The organism is Leptospira interrogans, assembly GCF_900156205.1.
Classification (GTDB): domain Bacteria; phylum Spirochaetota; class Leptospiria; order Leptospirales; family Leptospiraceae; genus Leptospira; species Leptospira interrogans.
In genome coordinates, this window is the sequence record NZ_FTNA01000022.1 from 13,164 (window position 1) to 40,031 (window position 26,868).

At 34.3% G+C, this 26,868-nt stretch carries 19 protein-coding genes; 11 read left to right on the plus strand and 8 right to left on the minus strand.

The window, feature by feature from the left end; all coding sequences use genetic code 11:
* Nucleotides 1-779: 779 nt before the first annotated feature.
* Nucleotides 780-1,496, minus strand: a complete 717-nt coding sequence (locus BW942_RS15705; protein WP_000002920.1) for an Lcl C-terminal domain-containing protein — start codon at nt 1,494-1,496, stop codon at nt 780-782.
* 9 nt (nt 1,497-1,505) lie between these two features.
* Nucleotides 1,506-2,240, minus strand: coding sequence for an LIC_13076 family protein (locus tag BW942_RS15710; RefSeq protein ID WP_000793394.1), 735 nt, complete (start codon nt 2,238-2,240; stop codon nt 1,506-1,508).
* Nucleotides 2,241-2,662: 422 nt separating this feature from the next.
* Between BW942_RS15710 and BW942_RS15715 the strand changes: the two genes are divergently transcribed.
* Nucleotides 2,663-3,670, plus strand: a complete 1,008-nt coding sequence (locus tag BW942_RS15715) for a YheT family hydrolase (RefSeq protein ID WP_000625202.1) — start codon at nt 2,663-2,665, stop codon at nt 3,668-3,670.
* Between the two features lie 187 nt (nt 3,671-3,857).
* A complete protein-coding gene (locus BW942_RS15720; protein ID WP_001013218.1) occupies nt 3,858-4,727 on the plus strand; it encodes a hypothetical protein in 870 nt (289 codons plus the stop codon).
* A 939-nt stretch (nt 4,728-5,666) separates the two neighbouring features.
* Here the strand turns inward: BW942_RS15720 and BW942_RS15725 are convergent.
* Both BW942_RS15725 and BW942_RS15730 read right to left on the minus strand, forming a co-directional pair.
* Entirely contained in the window at nt 5,667-6,086 is a 420-nt protein-coding gene (locus BW942_RS15725) for a DoxX family protein (RefSeq protein WP_000376389.1), read from the minus strand.
* A gap of 72 nt (nt 6,087-6,158) precedes the next feature.
* The gene (locus BW942_RS15730; protein WP_001053462.1) at nt 6,159-7,043 is read right to left on the minus strand and encodes a pirin family protein; all 885 of its coding nucleotides are present in this window, start codon (nt 7,041-7,043) and stop codon (nt 6,159-6,161) included.
* Nucleotides 7,044-7,114: 71 nt separating this feature from the next.
* On the opposite strand from BW942_RS15730, the gene BW942_RS15735 reads away from it, so the two are divergent.
* Together BW942_RS15735 and BW942_RS15740 are read left to right on the plus strand one after the other, a co-directional pair.
* Nucleotides 7,115-7,588 carry an LIC13081 family protein gene (locus BW942_RS15735; protein WP_000633627.1) on the plus strand — a complete coding sequence of 158 codons (474 nt, stop codon included), beginning with the start codon at nt 7,115-7,117 and terminating at the stop codon, nt 7,586-7,588.
* Between the two features lie 66 nt (nt 7,589-7,654).
* Entirely contained in the window at nt 7,655-9,331 is a 1,677-nt protein-coding gene (locus BW942_RS15740; protein ID WP_001098064.1) for a GAF domain-containing hybrid sensor histidine kinase/response regulator, read from the plus strand.
* Between the two features lie 685 nt (nt 9,332-10,016).
* On the opposite strand, the gene BW942_RS15745 is transcribed toward BW942_RS15740, so the two are convergent.
* From BW942_RS15745 to coaE, 3 genes are read right to left on the minus strand one after another with little or no spacing between them, the layout of a single operon-like run.
* The gene (locus BW942_RS15745) at nt 10,017-10,664 is read right to left on the minus strand and encodes an FFLEELY motif protein (RefSeq protein ID WP_000372769.1); all 648 of its coding nucleotides are present in this window, start codon (nt 10,662-10,664) and stop codon (nt 10,017-10,019) included.
* A 53-nt stretch (nt 10,665-10,717) separates the two neighbouring features.
* Entirely contained in the window at nt 10,718-11,461 is a 744-nt protein-coding gene (locus BW942_RS15750) for an SPOR domain-containing protein (protein ID WP_000659917.1), read from the minus strand.
* Nucleotides 11,458-12,081, minus strand: a complete 624-nt coding sequence (coaE, locus tag BW942_RS15755) for a dephospho-CoA kinase (protein WP_001181520.1) — start codon at nt 12,079-12,081, stop codon at nt 11,458-11,460. Before coaE ends, BW942_RS15750 begins: the two co-directional genes overlap by 4 nt.
* Before the next feature lie 1,560 nt (nt 12,082-13,641).
* Here coaE and BW942_RS15765 point away from each other — a divergent pair.
* The 4 genes from BW942_RS15765 to BW942_RS15780 all read left to right on the plus strand — a co-directional run bounded on the left by BW942_RS15765 (nt 13,642) and on the right by BW942_RS15780 (nt 19,335).
* The gene (locus tag BW942_RS15765; RefSeq protein ID WP_001218040.1) at nt 13,642-14,931 is read left to right on the plus strand and encodes an LruC domain-containing protein; all 1,290 of its coding nucleotides are present in this window, start codon (nt 13,642-13,644) and stop codon (nt 14,929-14,931) included.
* 82 nt (nt 14,932-15,013) lie between these two features.
* The gene (locus BW942_RS15770; protein WP_001153181.1) at nt 15,014-16,075 is read left to right on the plus strand and encodes a sensor histidine kinase; all 1,062 of its coding nucleotides are present in this window, start codon (nt 15,014-15,016) and stop codon (nt 16,073-16,075) included.
* Nucleotides 16,072-16,743, plus strand: coding sequence for a response regulator (locus BW942_RS15775; RefSeq protein ID WP_000805070.1), 672 nt, complete (start codon nt 16,072-16,074; stop codon nt 16,741-16,743). Before BW942_RS15770 ends, BW942_RS15775 begins: the two co-directional genes overlap by 4 nt.
* Nucleotides 16,744-17,670: 927 nt before the next feature.
* Nucleotides 17,671-19,335: a hypothetical protein gene (locus tag BW942_RS15780; protein ID WP_000412628.1), complete on the plus strand. Its 1,665-nt coding sequence runs from the start codon at nt 17,671-17,673 to the stop codon at nt 19,333-19,335.
* A 606-nt stretch (nt 19,336-19,941) separates the two neighbouring features.
* On the opposite strand, the gene BW942_RS15785 is transcribed toward BW942_RS15780, so the two are convergent.
* On the minus strand, nt 19,942-23,055 hold the full coding sequence (locus BW942_RS15785; RefSeq protein WP_000838391.1) for an efflux RND transporter permease subunit: 3,114 nt from the start codon (nt 23,053-23,055) through the stop codon (nt 19,942-19,944).
* Nucleotides 23,056-23,708: 653 nt separating this feature from the next.
* Here BW942_RS15785 and sppA point away from each other — a divergent pair.
* Genes sppA through surE form a run of 3 tightly spaced genes read left to right on the plus strand, consistent with a single transcriptional unit; the run spans nt 23,709 to nt 26,017 of the window.
* On the plus strand, nt 23,709-24,662 hold the full coding sequence (sppA, locus tag BW942_RS15790; protein WP_000440816.1) for a signal peptide peptidase SppA: 954 nt from the start codon (nt 23,709-23,711) through the stop codon (nt 24,660-24,662).
* Between the two features lie 6 nt (nt 24,663-24,668).
* Nucleotides 24,669-25,268 (plus strand): hypothetical protein, encoded by a 600-nt coding sequence (locus BW942_RS15795; RefSeq protein ID WP_000661083.1) that lies wholly within the window; start codon nt 24,669-24,671, stop codon nt 25,266-25,268.
* Nucleotides 25,265-26,017 (plus strand): 5'/3'-nucleotidase SurE, encoded by a 753-nt coding sequence (surE, locus tag BW942_RS15800; RefSeq protein ID WP_001023250.1) that lies wholly within the window; start codon nt 25,265-25,267, stop codon nt 26,015-26,017. The genes BW942_RS15795 and surE overlap by 4 nt, the downstream gene beginning before the upstream one ends.
* The last annotated feature ends 851 nt before the right edge of the window (nt 26,018-26,868 follow it).

The following is a 26,868-nucleotide window of genomic DNA, read 5'->3' on the forward strand; positions in this document are numbered from 1 at the left end:
GATCCGAGAACAAGCACTTGGTAAAAGTTCAGTTTTATACTAAACTCATTTTATTTATAATGAAGTGTTAAATTACAAAATCTATACACAGTTTGTCTTAGTCCCTGAATTTAGCATCAAATAGAAGATGAAAAATCCTCTAAGAAAAGTGAACCTTTGAAGGAAATAATGAAGAAACGTTTTGCGGCAAAATTGAACATTTCATTTTCTGAATAAAAGTACAATACTCTTTAATTCAATACGTCACTGATTTCTATAAAATTGAGTACCATAAATTTCTATTGTAAAAACCCTACTTTAGCCCCAAATATTGGGGATTTTATTATATAGTTCTGAGTTATTTTCCCAGAAGGCAACAATTACTAACTAACGTAAATTCGGTGTATAAAATCCGTAATCCATTTTTCTGAAAAAAAGTTGGGATCTGAGCTTTCCAGATCTATTCTTAACGTGAGTTCGGCGTAAGAAACTCATGATTTATTTTTCTGAAAAAATTTGAACTTTACAGATCGATTCCTAAAATGTGGAAACTACCACAATTTATAAAATAGAAGCTTATAACAATTGAATCTGCCGTATTCAAGTGCAGGAAACCTAGGTTTATCCGTAAATGATGTGGGAACTACCACGAATCACAGTTTTAAGAACAAATTCTAAAATTGTAGGAACTCATACTTTTAGAAAATACTTTCTCATTTTCTTACACCGAACTCACAGTAGGTGGTTACTCGGTCATTCTGCTTTTAGACCAAACTCCAACCAATTTCACTATAAGACCATCAACGAGAATTACTCACACAACGAAGATACCCGGAAACATTTTTTGGAGAAGTAATGTTTGTAGAACCGTTCGTAAAATTTACCTTCCAAGCAACTGCAGAATTCTGAGGATCACTCGTGCTACTCCAAAATTCAATTAGACTTCCAGTAGGATTTCCAGGAAACCAATCCTTTCGAATTGTAGGAGCTTCATAACTGGTTCCAGAAGAAGCACAGGTTTTAGAATAATCCTGTGACTGGGTCAGATCCGTTCCGTTCGAACAAAATATAATTCCCTTTAATTCGGAATGTGTAGGAACTCTCCAAGTTGCAGACTTACCGGAAACCTGGAAAGTGGAACAAGAATCGAAAGCAGATCCAGAAATTAAAGTACCTCCCGAAGTTCCATTACATTGGTTGTCTAAACTAGAACAATACTGAGGAGAAACTAAAAAACCAGTACAAGAATCGGAAGAGGCGTTGTAGGTCTGACCTCTAGAACATCTCATCCAAGTAAGACCGGTAGATGGGAAAAAGATCGTTTCTCCTTGGATCACTGGAGGAGAAACCGCAGTCGAAGATAAGATCAATAACAAAGGAATTAAAGATTCTTCTTTTTCATCGGAAGAAACTAAATCCTTAAAAACAGGATTCAAATAACAAGCAGAGCTAAAACTTAAAAAGAAAAAAAACAAAAGAAAAATTCTTAAAGAAAACATTAGAACGTTATTCGCCATTGGATCTACTTAATCTTGAAACCGAACTCTTTGTATGTCCGAACGACGAAAAGTTCTTTCTTTACCTTTATAAAACAAACGCACTCCATCTCCATCCATACGAGTAACGGTACCTTTTGCAACTTCACCTGACTTTAAATACAAAAGAGAAAGATTTTTAGATTGTTTTACTTCCTTATTCCAAGTATTGTCCAATTCCTCTTTAAAAGAAGAATGAATCCTTTCTTGCAATTCTTCTTTCCATTGTCTTTCATTTTGTCTAATATAATCTTCTTTGATCTTTGCAGTATCAATTTTAGAAACTTCTTTTTCCTGTTTTTCAGTTGGAGGATTAGAAACAGGAAGCACTTTAGAAGAAGCAATCTCTTTAGGATCACAACTTTCTGCATCGATGGTTTTACGAGTAACGGAAGCAGCAACTCCCAAGAAAGTGCTGAGGATTCCGTCCAACCAGGTAGTTTTCAAACTCACTCGATAAGTTCGATTTTGATCCGGTATAATTTCCGAATAATTGATCTTATTGATAGGAATCGAACCAAATAAAACATACCATTGATGTTTTTTACCAATCGATTTACAACCATCCAAATTAGAATTCTTTTGAGGATCAGTAGTAAACTGTCCTCCTCTTACTGAACCCAATTCTAAACTTGTACAAGAATATAAGAAAAACAGAATTAACGCAAAGAATCCAAACCGAAATAAAACCAAAAAAGAATATAAAAGACTCAATAGATTCTTCACTTACTACAGACTCCCAACTTCACAAAATGACGTGCTGTTGGTATATTTTTAGAAACTGTTCTAAAAGCGACTTTTTTTCTATAGAAAGCCGTATCAAAAGCTTCTATTTTATTTTCAAACAAATTTTAAAATACTCCTAAGTTCGTTTTTAAGATAAATTCTGATAGCTTGGAAATAATTAACGCAAGTTCATTGTAAGGAACCCGTTTTATAAAAGTTCGTTTTATCTCGAAAAAATAAAAACGAATGTGGAGATTACTATAAATGCAAATTTTAAAGATAAATCTTGAAAATGAAACTAACCATACTTTTAGAAAATTTTATCAAATTCTTTTAACCAAACTCAGATGAATTATTATCAGCGTAATAGATAGAAAGAATTATACAACCGATAGTCTAAAAAACATTTTTAAAACAAACAGATGATCTCAAACAATTTGAATCTTAAAAAACTCAAAACTCCAAAATTCACTCCGAGTGGAATTTTAAAATCCCCTTTTATACAAACGGCTCTCGCTTCCTTAAAATGGAACCTACCAAAAGAAATGACCTTCTTAAAAAATACAGAAAAAATGATCTTAGACGTCGGAAAAGGAGTAAGACTAGAAGGTTACCTAAGCAAACAAAAAAATCAAAAACCAAAAGGGTTTTTGATTCTATTACACGGTTGGGAAGGCAGCGTTAATTCAACTTATATCTTGAAAACTTCTAACTACTTTTATGAAAAAAAATATAATATTTTTCGTTTAAACTATAGAGACCACGGAGAAACACACCACCTCAATCCAGAACCGTTTAACGGAAGTTTGCTGGAAGAAACATACGAAGCCGTTCTTAAAGTTGTAACGTTTGCTGATAAAGGGATTCCCATTTTTATCATCGGTTTTTCTTTAGGAGGAAATTTTACTCTTAGGATTGCTAGACTTCATTCTCAATCGAAAAATAAAATCAAACAACTTAAAGAGTGTATTGCCATATCACCCGCAATTCATCCGAAAGATGCAACAATTCTAATGGACCAAAAGCTCATCATAGGCAGATACTTTCTTAAAAAATGGAAACAATCAATATTAAAAAAACAGAAACATTTTCCTGCTTTGATTCCTTATGATAAAATTTTAAAGGAAAAGTCCGTAATGAAAATGACCGAAAAGATGATAAACTCTACCGAAGAATTTAAGGATCTAGATCATTATTTCGGAACCTATACTTTAGGAGAAAAAGAACTCTCTCAAATTTTAATTCCAACTACCATCTTAACCGCAAAAGACGATCCAATTATTCGAGGAGAATCCTTTCTTTCTCTCCATCCAAATCGAAACGTAAGAATATCTATTCAAGATTTCGGGGGACATAACGGTTTTCTGGAAAACTGGAAAGGGGCTTGCTGGTATTTTCGCGTTTTAGACGAAATTTTTAGTGAGTATTAAAAACTTTCCCAAAATCTCAAAAAGTATAAATGATAATACTTTAGAAATTTCTAATAAAGACTGTGAAGTTCCCACAAAATTTAGAGGTTTGTAAACTCCAGTAATAATTCTCCACATTAAAATCTTTGTAATCTTTAGATTTTACAAATGCTTAATTATTATTCTGACATTTATATTTACTCAAAGAATGAATGGTATTTTTATTGTTATCTTACAAAAAGGTTTTAAAATGAAAAAAATAATTTCACTTTTCTTTGTCATTTTCATTTGTACTGAAATGACAGCAGAAACAAAAAGAGGCCCCCTTTTTTTTGAACTTACTTATGGAGAGGGATTCGATTATCTAAAAACCAATCCAAATAAAATCGATCCAAACTCAATGAATCGGGATTTTACATATGGTAACTCTGAAATTTTTGGATACTATGCAAGTGGAATTGGTTCAACCGAAGATAAATTGTTAAGCGCATACTTATTTGACCAAGCGCCCAAACCAAAAATTGCCGGACAAAATTCTTCGTTCTTATTTGAGTATTTAATAAAATCAAAATTTGGAATTGGATTTAGTCTCAATCAATCCCAATTTCAAGCGTCTAATCTTTCCTTTTCAAAATTTGATTTTTTATTAGTCACTGGATTTGCTCGTCTTACTGATTCCTCTTTTCAGAACGTTTCATTTGATCAACTAACAAAATGGGAAACAGCCTTTCCTTATTTTACTTATCGCAATAACGAATTAATGAAGGCAATGACGTTTAACGTGCATTTTTCTTACCATTTTTTAGAAAATTCTATATTGGATCCATATGTTAGAATTTCGTTCGGATATGGAAGAGACTCAGTTTCCAATTCTAAACTTTTTCAAACAAGTTTAATAATTGGCTCCCGTTACTTTATAACAGATCGAGTTTATCTTTTAACAGAATTAGTTGCTACAAATTACGACTCTTATTCTAAAACATACGGAAGTTTAAAAAATCTATTCAGCGAAAAGGAAAGACATATCTGGTCCTTACAAGAATATTCTGCAAAATTTGGAATCGGTTTGAACTGGTAAGATAACGTGAGTTCGACGTAAGGAGAAATCCTGGTTTTTTTTCTAAAAAAGTTGTGATCTCGATTTTTAAAATGTGGGAACTACTGCAAATCACGATTTTACAAACAAATTCTTAAATTATAGGAACTCATACTTTTAGAAAATTCTTTCTCGTTTTCTTACGCCCTGCTCACGTTAAGATACGTTTTTGAATTCAGAAACTATATAATAAGTTACCAATTTTTGTATTGAAACCAAAAGTTTTGCGATTAAGAGTTTGTCCCAAAACCTCAAAGAATTTTATGCGATCATTCTTTAGAAATTTTTAATATTATACAGTAGTTCCTACAAATTAGTCACATTTGGTAATTTGTGAACTTTCAAGCAATTCTAATCTTGTTCAATTTTGTATGAGTTCCCACATTTCAAAATCGTAGAATCAAATGGATTATACTTATTTTGTGTTTTATATTGATTTGAATAGAATTATTGAAAAATAAATTTCTCCATTTTACTTCTGTTTCATGAAATAATCTATTAAAGCAATTTTGTTAAATGCCGTTATGGAATTTTTCAACAACTCTAATATTTAAAGGCTAAAAATATGGGAGTTCCCACATTTTATTTTTACAGAAAAATTCAATTTTAAACTTGTCTCAAGATCTTTGATCAAGTCTTTAGAGCTTGCTCCAAAACCTCAAAGAATTTTACGCGATCATTCTTTAGAAATTTTTAATATTATACAGTAGTCCTACAAATTAGGTCGCATTTGGTAATTTGTGAACTTTCGATTAGTTCTAATGTCGTTAAATTTTTGTAGTAGTTCCTACATTGGACGGTTTTGGGAAAAACTCTTAATAATAAAATGTAGGAACTTCTACAATAGAATTTTTTCGTAAAATCGTCGTTTTACGACCGTCATCAAATTAAAAATTTATTTTATAGAAGTTCTTTTTACATCTAAACGCTCTTATGAGTTTCGATATAATAATCCGCTGAAATTCTTCCAGATCCATATAAAGAAAAATGGAAAAGTAATAAAAGAATCATCGCGGCATACGGAAGATTGGATCCCGGTGCCATAAACCCTTCTTTAGCGTGGATAAATAAAACTGCCCCGATCAATACCGGAACTTGAAGAATCGCCGCAAAACGAGTTAATAATCCTGATAAAAGCAAAACTCCTCCGCAGATATGTGCAATTACGATATAATGAGCGAGTAACGTAGACGCCATTGGTGCGTTATTCATCTCCATCAAACGAATCAACGCGTCCGTATCGTATAAAAATTCCAGACCTTTATAAATCAAAACTCCTCCCAGATAAATTCGCAGGAAATCAACCAACCAATCCCGATGATCTTTTAGCCAACGATCCATAACTTACCCCCAGGTTTTTAGGTAATGATACCCCTTTTCAAAACTTTTGCAAGGTGAGAAGTATAGAATTTTTTACGAATCAATATTCCCCATCTTACCAGATTGAAAATCGTGAAATGCCTGATAAATTTCTTCCTGAGTGTTCATCACAAAAGGACCGTATCTCGCGACCGGTTCCTCCACTGGTTGCCCTCCTATCAAAAGGAATTCCCAACCATTCGAAGAATCCTCCGGCAAAAAGAATCGAATGTCTCCTTCTCCTCTTTCAAACCAAACCATCTCCCCTTCTTTTAAAGTAACCTTTCCTTCTTGAGCATATAAAATACCATCTCCTGAAAATGGAAAAGCAAACACATTGTATGATTCAGGAATTGGAACGGAAACGTCTGCGCCAGGAATAAGATGAAAATGATAGTATAGAATCGGAATCTTAGTTTCGATCACCGCTTTTGTTCCAAATACTTCTCCGGCAATCACTCTAATTTTAGTTTTTCCATCAGACGTTTCAACTTCAGGAATTCTTTCTGAAGGAGTGTCTTGGTATCTAGGACGACTCATTTTTTGGGAAGAAGGAAGATTAACCCACAATTGAAAACCATGCATCCAACCACCGTTTTTCTGAAATTCATTCGAAGGCAATTCGGAATGAACCAAACCAGAACCTGCAGTCATCCATTGAACGTCTCCTGGTTTCAGTTTACCATAGTTTCCCCAAGAATCCCGGTGCTCCATTTCTCCGGATAATAAATAAGTGACCGTCTCAAAACCTCTATGCGGATGTTCTGGTGCTCCAATTGCTTTACCAGGTTTGTATTCTACAGGTCCCATTTCGTCTAATAACAGAAAAGGATCTAAATGAATTAAATCTTGAACAGGAAAAGGTCTGCGAACGGGGAAACCTCCTCCTTCCATTGTTCTCAATGACGGTCTGATTGTTTTCACTTTTCTTAAATTCATAAATCGCACACTCCTAGACACTCTGGTCGCAATACAAATATTTCTTAGACAGATTTTAAGGTTACAAAAAAATGATAACGACTACTGTAACTTTTTTAGTTTCATATTCTTTAGACGATACGTTTCAATTCGTGGCGGATTTTAGAAACTTAATTTACTGGGGAGATAAAATTTCCAATGTATCTCCAATTCTTTCCAAAAACGGAAATAGCTTTCCAATTTATGAACTACTTTATTCTTTTGGACCCTTCAAACTTAAGGCAAACTATTCTGCAAAAGAATGGATTCCTAATTCTAGAATGATTATGGAAATCCAAAGTTCGCTCATCGATCAAAGGGATATTTATACTTTTCAAATCACAGATCGAGGAACAAAAATAACGTTCACAAATCATTCTAAACTTAAGCTTCCTTATCACTTTATAGAAAAAATATTTGCTTCCGGGATTAGAGGAAGAATTTACAAAGAAATGAGGCAATTACAAAATTGTTTGTATCAGGATGAAAGTGGTTTTCCAAAACATTTTCAAATTATCCGAATTTAGTTTTCCGATCAAAATTCCTCTTGCCTAATATTAGTTTTTAGTGAAAATGTTTTCGGTTTAGTTCCAGTGAATACTTCAAACAACCATTCAGTTCCTATTCCACTTAACGAGACGGCAAGACTCCGCGCTCTACATTCTTATCAAATCCTAGACACGGCTTCGGAGGAAAAATTTGATTCATTAACTCAAATAGCAGCGTATATTTGCAATTCTTCGATGGCCTTGATTTCGTTAGTCGATACAAACCGACTTTGGTTTAAATCGAAATTGGGAATGCAAGAATCCGAAGCTCCTAGAAAAATTTCCTTTTGTCAATATGCAATCATGAAGGACGATCTTTTAGAAATAGAAGATGCTCTGGAAAACGAAATATTTAAGAATAAACCCTCCGTTTTAGGTCCCCCCTACATCCGTTTTTACGTGGGAGCCCCCTTAAAAACTCCGGATGGTTTTAATATAGGAACACTTTGTGTGTTCGACTCACAACCGAAACATTTAAATCCTAAACAAAGAGTCATTCTAAAAGCGTTATCAAATCAAATTATCTATAACTTTGAACTAAATAAAAAAAATATAGAACTATTACTGATTCAAAAGAAAGAAGAAGAATTACAAAAATCTAAAAGTCTGTTTTTTGCAAACATGAGCCACGAAATTCGTACTCCAGTTCACGGAATTTTAGGAGTTTCTGGTCTTTTATCGGAAACGGAATTACAACAAGAACAAAAAGAATACGTAGATACGATCCAGAGAAGCGGCAAGTTATTACTCAATCTTTTAAACGATATATTAGATTTTTCTAAATTAGAATCATTCAATATGAAAATTGAAATCATAGCTTTTGATCTGATAGATTTGTTAAAAGACGTATTTCATCTTTTTGAGGCGGATGCAAAACGTAAAAATATAGAATTTAAATTAGTAGGAAAACAACCCTCTCACTCGATCGTATCTACAGATCCGCACAGATTTAAACAGATCTTAGTCAATCTTATTTCCAATGCCATCAAGTTCACCGAAAAAGGAAGTGTATTGATCGAATTCGATTTCAAATCCGACTTAAAACATTGTGACATACAAATTCGAATAAAGGACACCGGCGTTGGAATACCGGAACAAAAGCTTAAAGAATTATTCCAAGCCTACAGACAAGTAGACACGTCTGTTTCCAGAAAATATGGAGGAACCGGACTAGGTCTTTCAATCAGCAAAAACCTTTCAGAGATGATGAATTTAAAATTAACTGCGCGGAGCATTATTAATCAAGGAAGTGTTTTTGAAATTTCGGGACAAATTCCACTCGCCGAAAAATCAGAAGTAAATTTTGAACCTAAAAAAGCGACCCAAAATATAGAGATTCAAAATCTAAATATTCTAGTGGCAGAAGACAACGAAACCAATCAAATGCTAATCAAAAAGATTTTGGAAAAACTAGGTTACAAACCTGTAATCGTTTCCAATGGAATAGAAGCGCTTCATCACATAAAAATGTATAAAACAGACGTTTTATTTTTAGACATTCAGATGCCAGAACTGAACGGAATCGAAGCCGCTAAAATCCTAACACAACAAAACGATTCATCCATTCGTCCTTATATCATTGCAATGACGGCTAATGCTAGTCAAACGGATAAGGAAGATTGTATGGCCTCGGGAATCGACCAATATCTCAGTAAGCCCTTTCACAAGGAAGAAATAGCAGACTTACTAAATCAATTTATTTCTCACAAAACAACAAATTGATTCTCTTAGGACAGTTAGAAATTGCCTTAAAACCTAAAAATGTGGGAACTATTACAGTTTTAGATTGAACTTTGGAATTATAGTAATTACTACAAATTATATTTTTTACAGATAGATCCTGAAAAATACGATTAGAATATTCTATTTTTACTTATATAGAATTCACATTTAAAATAACGCTGAATTTTTTCTAAAACTTCAAAATTACAATTTTTAACGCTTTAAAAATGTAAAATTATAATTTTCAAATACCAAGCCTAACTTGAAAGAATATTATTTTTTTATAATAAATTTTGCACCTAAAAATGTGGGAACTCCCAAAAAAACCATATTTCACAGTATAATTTTCAAGATTTTAGAATGTGTAAGAGCAAAGTTTTTTCTACGCCAAACACGAACTAATTAATGTGAGTTTGGTGTAAGAAAGAATTTTCTAAAAGTGTGAGTTCCTACAATTTTAAAATTTGTCTCTAAAATCGTGGTTTGTAATAGTTCCTACATCACTTTACAGATAAACCTAAGTTTTGTGGTAGTTCCCGCACTGGAATACGACAGATTGAATTGTTATAAACTTTTATTTTATAAATTGTGGTAGTTCCCACATTTAAAGAATCGATCTGCAAAGTTCAGATTCCAACTTTTTCAGAAAAATAAATCATTCGAATTCCTTACTCCGGAACTCACGTCAATTAGCAAGTTCTCCAACAGGATGCCCAGTCTCTAATTTTGTGATCAGACGAATCTCTCTATCCAGAAACGCATCTATAAAAGGATTTAGATCCTTGATCTTGCTGGACAACTCATATCCTGCTTCCATCGTTTCGACCAAAGAATTTGCACCTACCATAGAAGCGGCAACCTTAATCGGAGCCATCACAAGTTTGATCATAGGAAGTTTAGAAAGGGAAAAAAAGAATTTAAGAGTATTACCAACCATTTGGATTTGGGTTTTTCTTTCGTCAAAACGATTTGCTTCGCCCATTGCTGCATATAGATTATTTCTAGAAATTTTACCATCTTCGATGAGATTGTTTTCGATCACAACCTTTGCAGTGTCATAATCCAAAGAGTCAGTCAAACGATTTAACAGAATGATCTGATGAATGTTTTCGGTCATAGATTTACCAGCGACCGTTTTCAATTTCTCATAAAGACTTTCTAAAGCGTTATCTCTTTCTTCTTTGTTTGAAGGAGAATATAAATTGAACTCGAAAAAATCCGGAATCCCATCGTATCCTTTGACAACAAGAAGATCCGAATAAGTTGTACGAAGCCTCTCGATAGTCGCGCGAACAACCGCTTTACGCGTTAGCTCTAACACCTGTTGATCCATTCTTAATTCAGAAACAGATTTCGTAGGCTACGTAACTTAGGTCAATATAAAAATCAATCCTTGACTACGATGGCTCCGGATCTCAATTTAGCTGGCAAAAATTTTGCAAGGTTTTCCGCTCCTTTTTTAGAGGAGTCCGATCCGAACCGAACCGTATAATATCCGTTTCTGGATCTTTTGACGTTTGCTTTTATTTTTTTCACCGTATTTGAAATCGATTTTGCTAATTCATCCGCTTTTTCTTTTTCTTTAAATGCGGCCACTTGAAGCGTAAATTTATCTGATTCTTCGTCGGATGAGGATTTGATAGAAACTCGTTTAGATTGTTTCTCTTCGTTTCGTTTGATTTTTTTAGAGGTTTTAGACTCTTCTGGCTCCTTAACCGAAAGAGTTTCAATCGAAGAGTGACTTTCCTTTTCCACATTAGTTGAGCTTGCTTTAGTTCTTTTTAAATCAATAACTTCCGTAGCTGGAGGAATGTTTTTAAAAGTCACTGAATCTTGAGAATTTGTATTAGAAGGTAAATTCGTGTTTGCCTGTGGAATTTCAGCAGAGGCAACTTTATAATTACTTTCAGTTGGGATTTGACCAGGTTCAGCAAAAGGAATCGAACTTTGAATCTCCTGATTTTTGTTTTCGTTTAACGTTAGAGAATCTACCCCAGAATCAGCCGCGCGTTTTTTACCGACCGATACTCCTAATAAAAAGAATGAGAAAAGCAATCCGATTAAGAACGTGGATAAAATTAGAATTCTCTTATTATCCAAATTGATCACATAAAAAATTTTTTCTTTCATAACATTTTTCCCAATAAAGTGGAGTATAAACTTTTACATTCTTCTCTCAGAGAATCTATATTCCCTCTGTTTCTAAGTATATAATCGGCTCTTTTTAGTTTTTCCGTAAGAGGAAGTTGGTTTTTGATTCTAGCTAAAACGTCTTCTTTTTTCACTTTGTCCCTTGAAATTGTTCTTAAAATTGATTCTTCAGGATCGGAATCCACGGTTACGGTTGCGTCGCAGAGAGTATAAGCGTCAGTTTCAAACAAAAGTGGAACTTCCCAAATTACCATTTTTCCTTTTGCAGTCGTTTCTAAAATTTTTTGAAAATCTTTTCTAACCAAAGGATGAATCAATTGATTCAGTCTTGACAATTTTTTCGGATTATTAAAAACAATTTCCGAAATTTTTTTCCTATCCGGTTTTCCTTGCTCATCTAAAATCTCACTTCCTAAAAGTTCCACAAGTTCGATTAAAATAGGAGAATCTGGTTCTGTATAACGTTTGGCCAAACGATCTGCATTGATTCCAAAACATCCCATTTCTTCCAAAATTTTAGTCGCGGTACTTTTACCTCCTCCGATCATTCCAGTAATCCCAATCAAAAAGGTTTTTTTACCAGAATCGGAATTCTGCATACGTTGAAGATAGAGCGCCTGGACAAAAGTACAAGCAAAAAAGATAGATTGTTTAGAAAGCTTTATTCTTATCAGCTTGGATCGGAATTCATAGCCGAACGACAAAGATCCAAGACAGCAATTTTTGTAGGAACTACTTTAGAATCATCATGATTTCTATCTTAAAACTAGACTCTCTAAAATTTCAAAATGTAGGAACTCATACAGAAATTTGAATAACACGAAAAAACGTTCAAATTCATATATTAGAGTTGTTGAAAAATTCCATAGCAACAATTAACAAAACGCTTCAATCGACCGTTTCCATACAACGAAAGCCCATAGAGAATTAATTTTTCAACAATTCTAATATCAATGATCTTGTGGGAACTAACACGATTTTAAATTACTGAAAAATTTCAAAAGACTAATGAATCCAAATGCGACTAGGGAACTATTACAAATTCAAATTTTACAGCAAATTTTAGAATGTGGAAACTAACACGATTTTTATCACGAAAGACTGAATCATTTCAAAATTTCCTCTGAGTCTGCTTCTGTCGGTTTAACAAAAACATTGGGTGAAGATGTATGTTTTCTACAACCGTAAAAATATTCTCATTTAAAACTTTTATTTCCGAATTAATTCTTTTAGCCGGATTTCCTATTAACATTTCTAGAAATTCCATATAAAATCTAAAAATAATGGTCTTACTACAAAGATGTATCAAGAAAGTACAATGATCCTGCTCGTTCCTATAAAATTGAATACCTAAATATCTATCTCAAAATGTCGTTTAACGTAAATTAAATATAATCCGATACGAAAGCGATTGAAGTACAGTGGAAAGAACGCTCTTTCAAACTCAACGTTTCATTTCTTGAATGCCGATCCTTAAAGAGGCATTCGCTAAGTTTTCTGGATCGCGTTTAAACTTAGCAAAATGCTCTCTATCGATAACCAACCCCACAAGTTGAATAGAATTTTAGAATCAGAATGAACTCAACAGAACGGGCTTTCTTATGGATCGCGTTTTAGGTCGTTCGAAGTAATTCAGTGTTTCGGCGCTCGACAAATCGCTTTCTATAATAAATTGAAACTAAAGAGAAATTATCGCATTATGCTTCTTTTATATAATTTATTGACTGTAGTTAAAAATGTGGTCCGGCAATGCTGGATTCGCTCAAACTTGATTACACAGAAGCTACATTAGAGTTATTGAAAGAGGCATTTAACAAAATTGTGTTAATAGATCATTTCATGAAACAAAAACAAAATGGAGAATTCATTTTTTTATAACCTGTTATTTTATAGATAAAACAAAAATACTATAAAATATTTTTTGAATATACAATAAAACTTATTTGATTTTAAAACTTTTAGTTTTGGATTTTTTAAAAATAAAAAACAAATTTAAATACAATCCAAACAAATGGTTCAAAACTAGTTTATAACCAAAAACTACCGTAAAAAATTTAATTCCATTTTAGCCCTGTTCGCTTAATAAAATACGTACTTGAGACTATTGTTCACTACTTCCCTTTGTGAGAGAATGAAAGGTGCTAAGGAATGAAACAAAAATGAGAATTTTTCAAAAACTAACAAATACGATTTTTATAGGGGTTCTTCTGATCGGAATTAACGCCTGTACAAATTCTCAAGATCCCAACCTGCTCTGGCTTTTAAGCGCAACACAGCCCAACCAGTCGTCTCCACCTCCGGCCGGAGAACAACCGTTCAGTATTGTAATCAACGATGAAACCGCTCCAGTAGATTTCGTCTTCGACACTACAAAAACGGTAAACGTAAACATCCAGGTTCTCAGCCCGGAGTCTCCTATTTCAGGAAGTTTAGTACAAATTTTTAATATAGATAATACTTCTCAAAAATCTATCTTCAGAGCAGTAACTGCAGAAAACGGGGAAGTCAAGGGAAGTTTTACAATCGATGAAACAACTCATAAAGTTTTACTCAAAGTACAAGCATTTGGTCAACTTTACGAAGCAGAAATCCAAATCATCAACGCTTATAGCATTTCTAGACGAATTACAGTAGTAATCAAAGGAAATAACGTAATTCTTCCAGATACGGATGGAGATGGAATTATAGATCGAGACGATACATATCCAAACGATCCTACTCGCGCGTCTACGTTTCGTTATCCAGCAGAAGGATATTATACAATTTCATTTGAAGATTTATACCCGAATCAAGGAGACGCAGACTTTAACGACTATAATATAAGAGCTATATTTGAAGAAGACTGGAACGCAAAAGGAGAAGTGGCGAGAATACGGGCAAATTTTATCCACGTAGCCAAAGGAGCCGGCTATAATCACACTTTACATCTTACGATTCCACAAATCACTGCCTCATCGTATTCTCTTACTAGATATGGATATGATAGTTCAACCATAGAATATAACTCTACTGGCAATAACTCTACAATTTCTTCTTTAGAAATTCTTCCGAGATCCAATACTACAATTCTATCTTCAAATTCTTCTAAAACCAACACCATTTTTAAAAAAGGCAAGTCTGCAAGTTTAGAAGTAATTCTACAAAATGCAATCAACCGAGTAACCCTAGGGCCCGCTCCGTATGATACTTTTATCAAAGTGATTAATACCAATCAGGAAATACATTTTCCAAAAAGATATTTTGATACCAACGGAAAGGATCGTTATTTGGATTCGACAGGATTTCCTTGGGCTTTATTAGTTCCCGGAAATTTCCTCTGGCCTTATGAAAGTACGGATATTCGTAAATCATATCCTTCTTTTAAACCTTGGTACGAATCTATGGGAAATACAAATCACAATTGGTATCTCACTCCAGTTTCCTCGGAAGTATTTCCTGCATCGAACTGAATTCATTTTCCCAGGAATTTTTTCCTGGGAATTCTTTTTTTCTTTTCTTTCTTTGAGGTAAAACAAAAGTGTTTAACCTCTTATGCAGGATTTGAAACGTAAGAATCGAAAACGTCTTACCACTACAACGATATTGAAACCAGGTCTTCCGCCTAAATTTTTTCTCAATCTTCTTAAAGAGATTTCTCCCATCGTAGCAATTGACAACACTCAAACGATTCTGTTTGCAAACCAATCCTTTCAAAAAGAATTTGCTGGAAGCTCTCGGAGTTTGATCGGTAAAAACCTATTTCGAATTCTGAACCTAAATCCGGTAGACCACGAAGAAATGGAATCAAACATCAATTTATCCAAATGGGGAAAAATACAAAATCAAGAATTTAGAAAACAAAAAATCTATTACGGTTACTCCGTATTTCGTTTTGGAGATCACATAGGAATTATTCTCAAAAACATTACAGAAAACAAAAGATTGGAAAGAAAAATTGCAAGTCTTCATACCCAACTCCTACAATCCCAAGAAGAAGAAAGAATTAGACTTTCCGGAGAATTGCACGATGGAGTTGGTCAAACCATCCTCGCGGCAAAACTCAACTTCCAAGCATACAATCGAAATCCTAAAGTCTATGGGGCACAGTTCGATACGGGACTTCTTTTGATAGATAAGGCAAGCCAAGAACTAAGAGATATTTATACAAATTTACATCCTTCCACACTCAGAGAAATCGGCTTAGAAGCCGCAATTCGATCCTTAAGTTCGGATCTATTTCCGCCTATGGACATAGAAGCAGATTTAGACTTAAATCTCAAATTGAATCTAGAGCAGACAACGGCCAATCAGGTTTTTAGAATCGTTCAGGAAATCTTTCAGAACGTGATTAAACATTCCCAAGCGAGTAAAATTTCTCTCAAGATTCAAGCCAAAGGAAGACAGTTGTTTATAGACGCTAAAGATAACGGCATCGGTTTTCAGGAAAGAAAGGTCAGAGCGAGGTCCTCCGGTTTTGGACTTGAAAATATCCGTAGAAGAGTAGAAGATTTAAATGGTAAAATTAAGATTGATTCTTCTGCTGGGAAAGGAACTAAGTTTATCATCCGAATTCCTTTGGAAAAAAACAAAAACACTTACGCTAAAAAAACATGAAACCTACCGATACAAAAATATTTCTAGTCGATGATCACGCAATTCTTAGAGAAGGATTAAAAATGATTCTCTCCGGCCAACCCGGTTTCGAAATTTGTGGCGAATCGGGAGACGCTGAAAAAGCATTAGATCAAATCGGCAAATTGAATCCAGATCTAGTCATCACAGACATTTCAATGCCGGGATTAAGCGGAATCGATCTCGTAAAAAATCTGAGAAAATATTATCCAAATATCCGAACTATCATTCTTTCACGTCATGATAATAAAGAATACGTTCAAAAATTATTAGAACTAGGGATAAACGGATACGTATTAAAAGACGACGCAGGAAATGATCTTCTTCGTGCTATCGAAGCGGTTCATAAAGGAGAAACATATTTAAGTCCGGGGATAACGACACACTTTTTATCCGGATTTGTAGGTTCCGGGAAACCAGGAGAAGACAATCAAGACGCTAAAAAAGCGTTTTCGGTACTTTCAGATAGAGAAAGAGAAATTTTGAAATTAGTCGCCGAAGGAAACTCTAACGAATCCATTGGAAAAATATTAAGAATTTCTCCGGCTACGGTTAAGGTTCATCGCGCCAATATTATGAAAAAACTGGATCTACATAAGGTTGCAGATTTAGTAATGTATGCGATTCGCGCCGGTTTAATTGAATCCTAACTATTTATTTTGCGAAGTTTTGTTTTTTCAGATCAACATTTCAAAACCAAACTCTTTATAGATTTTTACTGATCCTGAATAGAAATTTAAAACCTAGGAACTCACACAAAGTAACAACCAAAAAACCGATACAAATGATACAGAAAAGAGGACTTTTAGACTGAAAGGATATGAGATGATTTATTTTTACCCTCTTTTTTGTGGACATAATTTTTTATTTATTTTAGCGCCTTTTCTAGTTTGATGAGAAATTCAATTCACGTTGAATTAACTAGAAAAATTCTATTTTAACGTGAATTCGAAGTAAGAAAAACTAAGAAAATTTTTCTAAAAGTAGTAAGAGCTTGTCTCAAAACCTCAAAGAATTTTATGAGATAATTTTTTAGAAATTTTTAATAAAATACAGTAGTTCCTACCAATTAGGCTTCATTGGCAATTTACGAGCTTTCGAGCAGTTTTAATCTCGTTAAATTTTTGTAATAGTTCCCACATTTCAAAGTTTTACCGTAAAATATAGATTTGTGAGAGTTCCCACAGATTCAGTCTCATCATAAATTTTTAAACATTCATTTTTTATGATTCGAGTTGGGAAATTCCCACATTTATTTTTATGGAAAAAATCAGTTTTTTATAAAACGAATCCTTACGCCGAACTCACTTTATTTTAAAAGCAAAACCATTGATCTTTAAAAACGTTTTTATGTTTTATAGATCCATCTCGAATTTAGAATTTTGCTAAAAGAAAATATCCGTTATATATTTCTAAATTATATAACGTCTTACAAATACATTATTCTAAGACCCGAACTTGTAATCAAATTGAAATACTCTCCTCATCCAGTTGTAATCAAAATGAAATATAAGTTTCAGAGAAATTACAAATGGTTCAAATAGAGAAAGGGGAACGGTCTTATACCGGCATTTGAAATGGAAAAGAAAAGAGAACGTAATAAAAGAAGCAGAAAATTACAAATCGGTTTTCAAATTTTTAGTTTAATATTACTCACCGAAGTTGGGTTATTCGCACAAGAAAAACCAGCCGGAGTAGATTCCAAACCAGTAGAAAAGCCAAAAAAAGAATTTTACGAAGACAACGACACCGGTTTGATCTACACAAAACCCGGTCCAAATCGCACTAAGATCGATTCCTTCGAAAAGGAAAATTTTCCTGAACGTAAGGATATGCAACTTCCAAATCATTACAAACATAGACCTGAAAATTTAAACGAGGAAAAGTTGGTAATCGCTGCAAGAACTCAGTTTCGCGGAGTTAGTGGGGATCGTAATTCCGCATTTTCTGGCAACGAAGACTTTCACACTGCAGACGCAAACTTCAGAAGACTTCGCCTTGGTTTCTTTTATCAAGGTGCAAAATGGTGGGGATTTGCAACTCAGCTTCGCTTAGAAAACGCAATCAATAGTCAGTTTTTAAGAGTAACAAAAAATAAAACTACTGGCGATGTTCAAGACGTAACTCTCAACGATTCAAGAGGTTTAATTCACGAAGCAGTCATTTGGATGAACATTCCAATTCTTAGTTCTCGTATCACTTTGGGACAAATCAACGTTCCGTTTAACAGAGAATATATTCAAAGTTCTGCAAATTTTATTTCTTTAGAAAGATCGATCGTCACGAACATGCTTCCTCAGTTTGACACAGGCGCAATGATCGCAATTCATCCTTTAGAAGCGATCGATAAAAAATATACGAGATATTTATCTCTTCATGGCTTTATTGGAAACGGTCACGGTGGCGGTGGTGACTACGGTTATGGTAGAAGACAAGATAATACGGCCGCACGTCAAAATCTTCCTCAATTACTTGCACCAATTTATTACGGAAGAATTCAATACAACGTATTTGGCGGGTTGATAAAAAAAGATAAAGACATAGGTTGGGTCGAAGGAGACGAAATTTTTCAAGACGACGCCAAACTATCGTTAGGCGCTGCAGTGGCCCAAACGACTCAGCTTAAAACTTCACAGCCAGTTCCAGTAGAATTCCTTCTTAAGGATCAAACTCCTACTAGACTTGCAATTCAACAGACTACACCTACAGGCGGAATTGATCCAACCGGATTGAAATCCGATTATCTTGCTGATAAAACGATTACAACACCTGGAAGACCAAATTTTGGTATTGTAGGTCATACATACGACATGACTTTTACTTGGAAGGGATTTTATTTAAACGGAGCTTGGAGTAAATTTTCCGGTTCGGCAGCCAATCAAGTGATGGGTTATCATGGTACGATCGGTTACAATTTTCATATTAGCGGATCGAAATATATTATGCCGGTTTTCAAAGGAGAATTTTTGAAGGGGGACTGGAATCAAAATCAGACTTTCGAACCAGGAGAAGCTTATTACATTTATTGGGCCGGAATAAACCTGTTAGGCGATTATCATCTTTATAAGATTCAACTTTTTTATCAGGTCATTCATACGAATACCGCTAAAAATTATTTTATCAATACAGCGGATAATCGGGACGCAAGAACAGTTTATCTTCAATTCCAAGCAAATTTTTGGACTGGAACTTCTTCTCCTGAAAATATTTCAGGCGGAGCGATTTATAGGCAAGATTATTAATTCGACTTTGTAAAAGAGAAAAGGAACTTTTATAAAATAGTTTTTTCATTTTTGTGATAGCCGCAAAACGGCGATTTTATGCAGAATTTGATTAGACGATTCTTTTTGAATTCTATAAAGGTTTCTTTTAGATTTTATAAAAGTTTAATTAACAAAATCATCTTTCCCTAGTATATTATATTTTTTGTAAGTATAGTTTCAATTTAACTCTAATCAATTATTTTAAATTGTTCTTAAAATTGTGATTTGTGATAGTTTCCACATTTTACTGATTGATATAAAATTGAGTGCCATATTTTTTTTGCAAAATTCTATTTCAGTGCAAAATACTGGGGATTTTATTATATCGTTCTGAGTAGGAATAGATCTTAAGTTCAGCTTTTTTCAAAAAAATGGATCATGGATTCTTACGTCGAACTCACGTTAAAATATGAACTCCTACAATTTGAGGTCTATGAAATCATAACTTGTAAGATTGGGTGATTCGTAGACTTTTAGATAATGGCAAAAATTGCATGAGTTCCCACAAATGTGGGAACTACTAACTTTCTGGTTTTCTTTACATCAAATCTGCGTTAAAAAGATTAAAGCCATTAATCAAATTTCTTACTTCTTTTTTGACCTTTTTTCTTTGAATCGAGTAGTAAGATCATTAAACACTGATAAGGTGACCGGAACATATAAAAGACTTCCTAATGTTCCAAAACCCAAACCCCAACCCAAAGCAAGTGTCATAGGAATAAGAACCGGATCGGAACCACCAAGACTATAAGCGGTAGGTAACAAACCCGCTACCGTAGTCAGAGTCGTTAAAAGAATCGGCCTAAATCTTCTTTGACTTGCTTCGATTAAAATATCGTCCATACTTGCCTTGGAATCTTTTCGGATAGAATCGATACAATCCACTAAAACAATCGAAGCGTTTACCAAAACCCCAGCTAAACCAATAATACCGATCATTGCTAAAAAGCTAATAGACTTTCCAGAAAGAGGAAAACCAATCACAATACCTATAATTCCCAAAGGAATAGTGCTGAGTATCAAGACAGGCTTCCAAAAACTTTTGATTGTAAGAGCCAAAATTCCAAAAATGCCAAATATAGCAATGATCCCCGCTTTTGCAAGAGAGGCCATAGATCTTTGTGTATCCTTTTCTTCTCCTCCAAACGTAATCATAATTCCGGGATATTGTTTTTCGATTAGCGGTTTAAACTCCGTGGCTACTCTTTGGTTTGCGTCGTGAGCCGTAATTTCGTCTAACTTTACATCTCCGTTAACGGTAATGGCGCGTTCAAAGTCTTTATGCGCGAGAAGTTCAGGAGATTCGATCAAATCCATTTTAGAAATCTTTGCAAGATTTGTAATGTTTCCCGCCTTATTACGTAATGGAATCGTCTTAATTTCATTAGGATTTTTCCGAAAGTCTCTATCGTAAAGAACTCTTAAGTATATTTTTGTTCTTCCTTTTCGAACGGTTCCCGCCCTTTCTCCATCATACGCAGCACGCAGACCGTTCGCTGCGGACAAAGTGGATACCCCAGTAAAACTTTCCAATCCCTCGTCGAGTTGAATATACATCTGCTTACGACCATATCGATAGTCATCTCGAACAGAAAAAACTCCGGGAATCGACTTTAAAAACGATTGTAACTCATTCGAAATGTTCTTTAGAGTTTCATAATCTTTGCCTTGAATAGAAATAGTAATCGGAGCACCAATTGGAGGAGCATTTCCAAATTCTTCTAAAAAGATTTCGTTTAAACCTGGAGTTTTTTTAAGATCCGGTTCGATCGAACGAAGAATTTCAGTCGCCTTTCTTTCGCGTTTTACTTCAGGAGTCAGATAAATTAAAATCACTCCCAAGTTTTCACCAAAACGAGATAAAGGATCATCTGGATCGGTTTGTTGCACCCCTATCTTTGTGGAATAGCTGACCAATTCTTCTTTAGGAATTTTCTGCACAATACTTTCCATATATTTCATTTTTTCTCTGGTTTGAAAAATTCTGGAAGTAGGTGGAAATTCGGCTTTGATCATGATGATTTCTATATCTTCTTTTGGAAAAAGTACAAAGTCCATCTGAGACAAGGCTCCACAAGAACCAAAGACCAACAATAAAATGACCGCAAACGAAGATTTCTTATGTCGAATATTAAAAGAAACTAATTTAGAAAAATTTGTTTCGATAGAGTGAAAAATCGAATCCATCTTGAGACGAAATTTACTTTTGATCTTCATCTGGTTTGGAGTTTTTGCAAACGCAGCAATCCTCGCCGGCAAAAATAAAAACGATTCTATAAGACTCGCTGTAAGCGCCACAATCACTACTAAAGGAATTTCCCAAATGAATTTTCCCATAATTCCAGTCATAAACAACATGGGCAAGAACGCGGTTACAGTTGTAAGATAAGATCCAAAAATAGGAACGATCATTTCCACGGTTCCGCGTAACGACGCAGCGACAGAATCATTTTTTTCAGCAAGATATGTATATATATTTTCCGAAATTACAATCGAGTTATCCACCAACATTCCAAGAGAGATGATCAAACCCATCATAGAAATCATGTTAAACGATACGTCGAAAAATGGAAGAACCGAAAAAGTCATCAACATCGAGAACGGTAATGAAAGAGAAGTCAATGTAGCCGTTCTAAAATCCAAAAATAGAAATAAAATCCCGAATACGATCGTAAATCCGATCAAAGCGTTAGAAGAAACTACGTTGAGTCTGTTTTTAGTCCTTTTGGCCTCGTCGTTTAACACAAAAGTTTTCATTCCAGAAGGATAAGTTTTGGAAAGTTCGTTTAGTCTTTTGTGAACGTTATCTGCAACCTCAATCGCATCCGATCTTTCTTTTTTGATCACAGAAAGAATTAGTCCCTGTTTCCCATTTGCAATCGCAAGAAATCTAGGATATTCAAAAGTATCTTCCACCCTTGCAATATCTTCTAGTTTAACCGTGGAAAAAATTTCGTTAGTCCTTGTAGGGATTTTCCCAATTTCGGAAGGGTTTTTAAATTCTCCATCAATTCTCAAATCGAACGCAGTTTCCGAATCCACGGAACCGGCAGGAAGATTAATGTTTCTGTTCCGAATCGTATTGATAATATCGTTTAAGTCTAAAGAATATTGCTTTAGTTTATTAGCATTTACTAAAATATGCCATTCTCTATCTCTTTTACCAAAAACGTCTACCCTAGCCACACCTTGAATTTTTTCAAGTTCTCGTTCTACAAATTCGGCGGTGGTATGTAGTTCGATTTCGTCCTTTCCTCCAAAAATAGAAAATTCAAGAATCGGAAAAGACCCTGACTTGCGCTCCGTCATTTTAGGCTTTTCGGTAACTTGAGCCGGTAGCTCTCCCATCGCATTGTCTACGGCTCTTCGAATTTCATTTAAAACTTTTTCCGGATCTTTTTCTTCCAGACTAACACGAACGTCAATGTCCGAAACGGAATTTCTAGAAAAAGAACGAATCTCATCGATTCCATCTATTTCTTTGAGCTTTTCTTCTATAGGATAAGTGACTCTAAGTTCTACATCGGCGGGAGAAGCCCCAGGAAATTTTGTAGAGATCACCATTTGCTTTAAGTCCACATTAGGAAATGCATCTCTTCGTAATCCGATCAGTGAAACAACTCCGGATAAAAAGATAAAGACCATCCCTAAATACATAAAAAGTCGATTTTGAATAAAAGATTCTATGAGTGATTTCATATTTATTTTTGACTGACAGATCAGTTTCCAGAATGCCATGACCTACTGTCAAACTGGAAAATATGAATTCAGAGGGCAGAAATAAGGAAAGCGAATTTATCTAAACTTGGTGTTGGGTTCGGGCTTTTTGAAATCCTAGGAATTGCCCGGAGAGGAATACCGAGCTTGATTTAAAAATTCAAAATCTCTAATTTAGAAAAAATGCAAACTCTTGATGTAGCGAGTGGGCTCTCCTCCGTTTCAGAAAATAGAAAAAATAATCAACGAAATTTACATTATAAAAATAAAATATAGATACTGCCTTTAATATTTCAAAGGAAAACTCTGCCACTTTCGTTCTCTATTTAGAACGAGCGAAACGAAATTGGTCTCGTCTTCTGAAATCGAGCCAATCTCAAAATGAATCCATCTAGTTGCTCATCTTTATAAAAATAAATATCGTAAATTTTAATTACAAGGTTCTGTTTAAGTGAGAAATATCGGTTTCCCCGTTATATAATTCTGAGTAATTACAAAAAGATAAAATTTTCGGCTTCTGATTCCACAAACTTCAATACAAATTCTATTTTCTTTAGCCCCAAGAATCCTTAAAATGTGAAAGCTCAGATAAAATCTCATTTGACACCATTACGGGGAAGAATCTGATTTCAAGTGTGGAAAGAAACCGTCTAGCATTAGCAATCACATTCGTATTGACCACTTTGTCCATATTGATCGGACTCGTGAATATCTCTTTGGCAACTACAACTTCGAAATACTCTCGAACCACGGGAGGAACATTTTTTAGTACGGCTCCTATTGGTGCCGCACTGATTAAAATCGAAGGTGAAATTCATTCGGGACATTCTACTTTTGAATCGACCGGCTCAGAAAGCATATTGCAGAAACTGAGAGATATAGAACAAAATCCGAATATTAAAGGAATCTTAATCGAAATCAATTCTCCCGGTGGAACGGTCGGTGCCTCCCAGGAAGTTTACAACGAATTAATGCGACTTAGAAAAACAAGAAAGATCGTAGTGTCCATGAAAGACATGGCGGCATCGGGCGGTTACTACATCGCTTCGGCCGCAGATAAGATATTCGCCTTGTCCGGAACGATCACAGGATCAATCGGAGTCATTGCAATGGCACCGAACATCAAAGGGCTTTTAGATCGTTACGGAGTCAAAATGAGAACTTATAAAGAAGGAAAGTATAAGGATTCCTTATCTTTATTTCGAGATTCTACTCCCGAAGAAGACGAAATGATTCAAAAGATGTTATCCGATACTTATAACGAATTTATTCAAGATGTAGCGAAAGGAAGAAATCAAACCGTAAAGTCGGTTCAAAATCTTGCGGAAGGAAAAATTTATTCGGGACAAGACGCATTTAGAAATAAACTCGTAGATGAAATCGGCGGAAGAAAAGAGGCTCTGGAAGAATTATCCAGACTCTGTCAGTATGACGGAGAAATACCTTTATATGAGGAAGATGAATCTCCATTCGATAGATTGTTTATGATGTTAGGATCTAAAATGAATTCTTTTTCCGGCGAAAAAATCTTCTTTAAAGAATTCAAAAATTCTCCTGTGCTCATCATTCTTCCTCAGGCGATCAGGTAGGTTCTCTTGAAAGAATTATTCAATACAATACTCGGATTATTGGAAGCATCTATTTACGAACCGATTCGGCTAGAAACAGCACTTGCAAATATTTCCGAAAGAAATCTAAATTTGTATTCTTGGATCGTTTTGATTCCAAGTGCTCTAAGTATTTCCGTTGGTGCAACTTACATATCCCCTCCTTATACGGGAAATTCTTTTGGGATGATTGGATTATCGTTCCTTGCAAATTTATCTATGATTTCCATTCTCCCCATGATTTTAGGAGCAGTAATCGATTTTCACGCACAAAAGAAACAAAGAACGGGTAACGTGCATTTTTCGTACAATCTATGTCGTTTCGGGATGGCGATCTTTGCTTTTTTTGCACCCATTGCTATTCTATTGCGTGAAACGGGTATGACGGGAGGAATCGGTTATTTTACAATTCTACTTTTTCTAATCGGATACTATGTAACAATCCTTTCAAAAGGAATCCAATTTATTTACGATTTAAAAACTACAGATGCAGTTCGTTTTTCCTTAACGGCGGTGTTTTTTTCCGGCGCATTTCCTTTTATATTTTATTTTTATATTTCAGGTTCTATACTACATTTGATTTTATGAATATTCTAATTACAAACGATGATGGAATCGCCTCTTCTGGAATCAAAGCGTTAGAAACGATCCTTCAGAAAGAACACAATACATATTTAATCGCTCCTTTGCGGGAAAGATCCGCCACTTCCATGGCCTTGTCGATTTACGACTCCATGAGAGTAGAAAGAATCAACGACAATCATTATATCGTAGACGGTTATCCGGCGGATTGTGTGAATATAGGTTTGCACGGAGAAATTTTTCCAAAAATTGATCTGGTTTTATCCGGAATCAATCGAGGAGTCAACATGGGTCACGACGTTCATTATTCCGGAACCGTCGGAGCGGCCAGACATGGAGCGATACATAAGAAACTTTCCTTAGCGGTCAGCTCTGGAAATATTGCTAAAGATTATGATTATATTAGAGAAGCTGAATTCGTTCGAAAGTTCATTAACGAATATTCTTCTCAATTGAAAGTGGGAGTAGTTTACAATATGAATATTCCCTCTGATTTTATATCCTCAATGGAGAATTTAAGAGTTACAAAATTAGGCAAACGCACTTACGAAGATACCTACTCCCAAAAAAATATTATCGGAGGAATCGCTGATTTCTACTTAGGTGGTTCAGAACTCGGACATTCTACCGAAGAAGGAACGGATTTCACTGCATTCTTTTCGGGAAAAATTTCCTTAACTCCCTTATCCCTAGATCAAACCGATTTTTCTATCTTAACGCAACTTTCGGATTCCTTAAGTAAAAACATTTCTTAAGTTTTCAAAAACCGAAATAGAAATACATAAATGATACTTTGTAAAATGGTCTTTTAGTTCTCTATTGTCTCAAAATTAAGAATCAATAGAGTCGTTGAAAAATTAATGTCTTATCCGCTTTATATTTCATTGAAATATGACGATGAATCAGTTTTGTTAATTTTGAACTACAGAATTTTTTAACAATTCTAATTTTTTATTGAATGATGATCGCAAAACGGTAATTTCATAAAATTCTTAGAGTAAAACTTTTAAAGAAGATAAAACTCAAAGGAAAATGAAGAAACACTTTGAGAAAGAACAAGATTAACAATCAATTGAAAGTATCAGAATCAAAGGAAATAAAAATATACAATAAATCAAAAGGAATACAATTGATTTAAAAACCGTCCCAAAACAATAGCTTCTTTAAAAACTTCACTTCTTTTAGGATTTTATGAAAGTTTTTGACAAGCTCTTTAAGAGTCATTTTTAAATACTTTTATGGTCATCTCTATAAAATGAAATTTTCATTTAAAAATCGTCAAACAGTGATTTTATGTAAAAATTCAATTCTGAAATCGTTATATTTGAATTTATAGAAATTTTCTTAAATATACAAAAAATAGAATTCACCAAATGAAAGATTATAAAATTGAAAAGTATTTCTGTGTGAGAATGATCATATCGTTGCGGTCAAGAGTTATGTATAAATAGAACGTCTAAACATAGATTAATTGAACTATAGAATAGAGTGTCCAAAATTCTGTTTCTAAATTTGGGTTTATTTAAAAACTCATAGTATTCTACTATATAGAAATTATAACACAAAAAACTAAGACATCTATTATTAAGAATCAACAAATATGCGA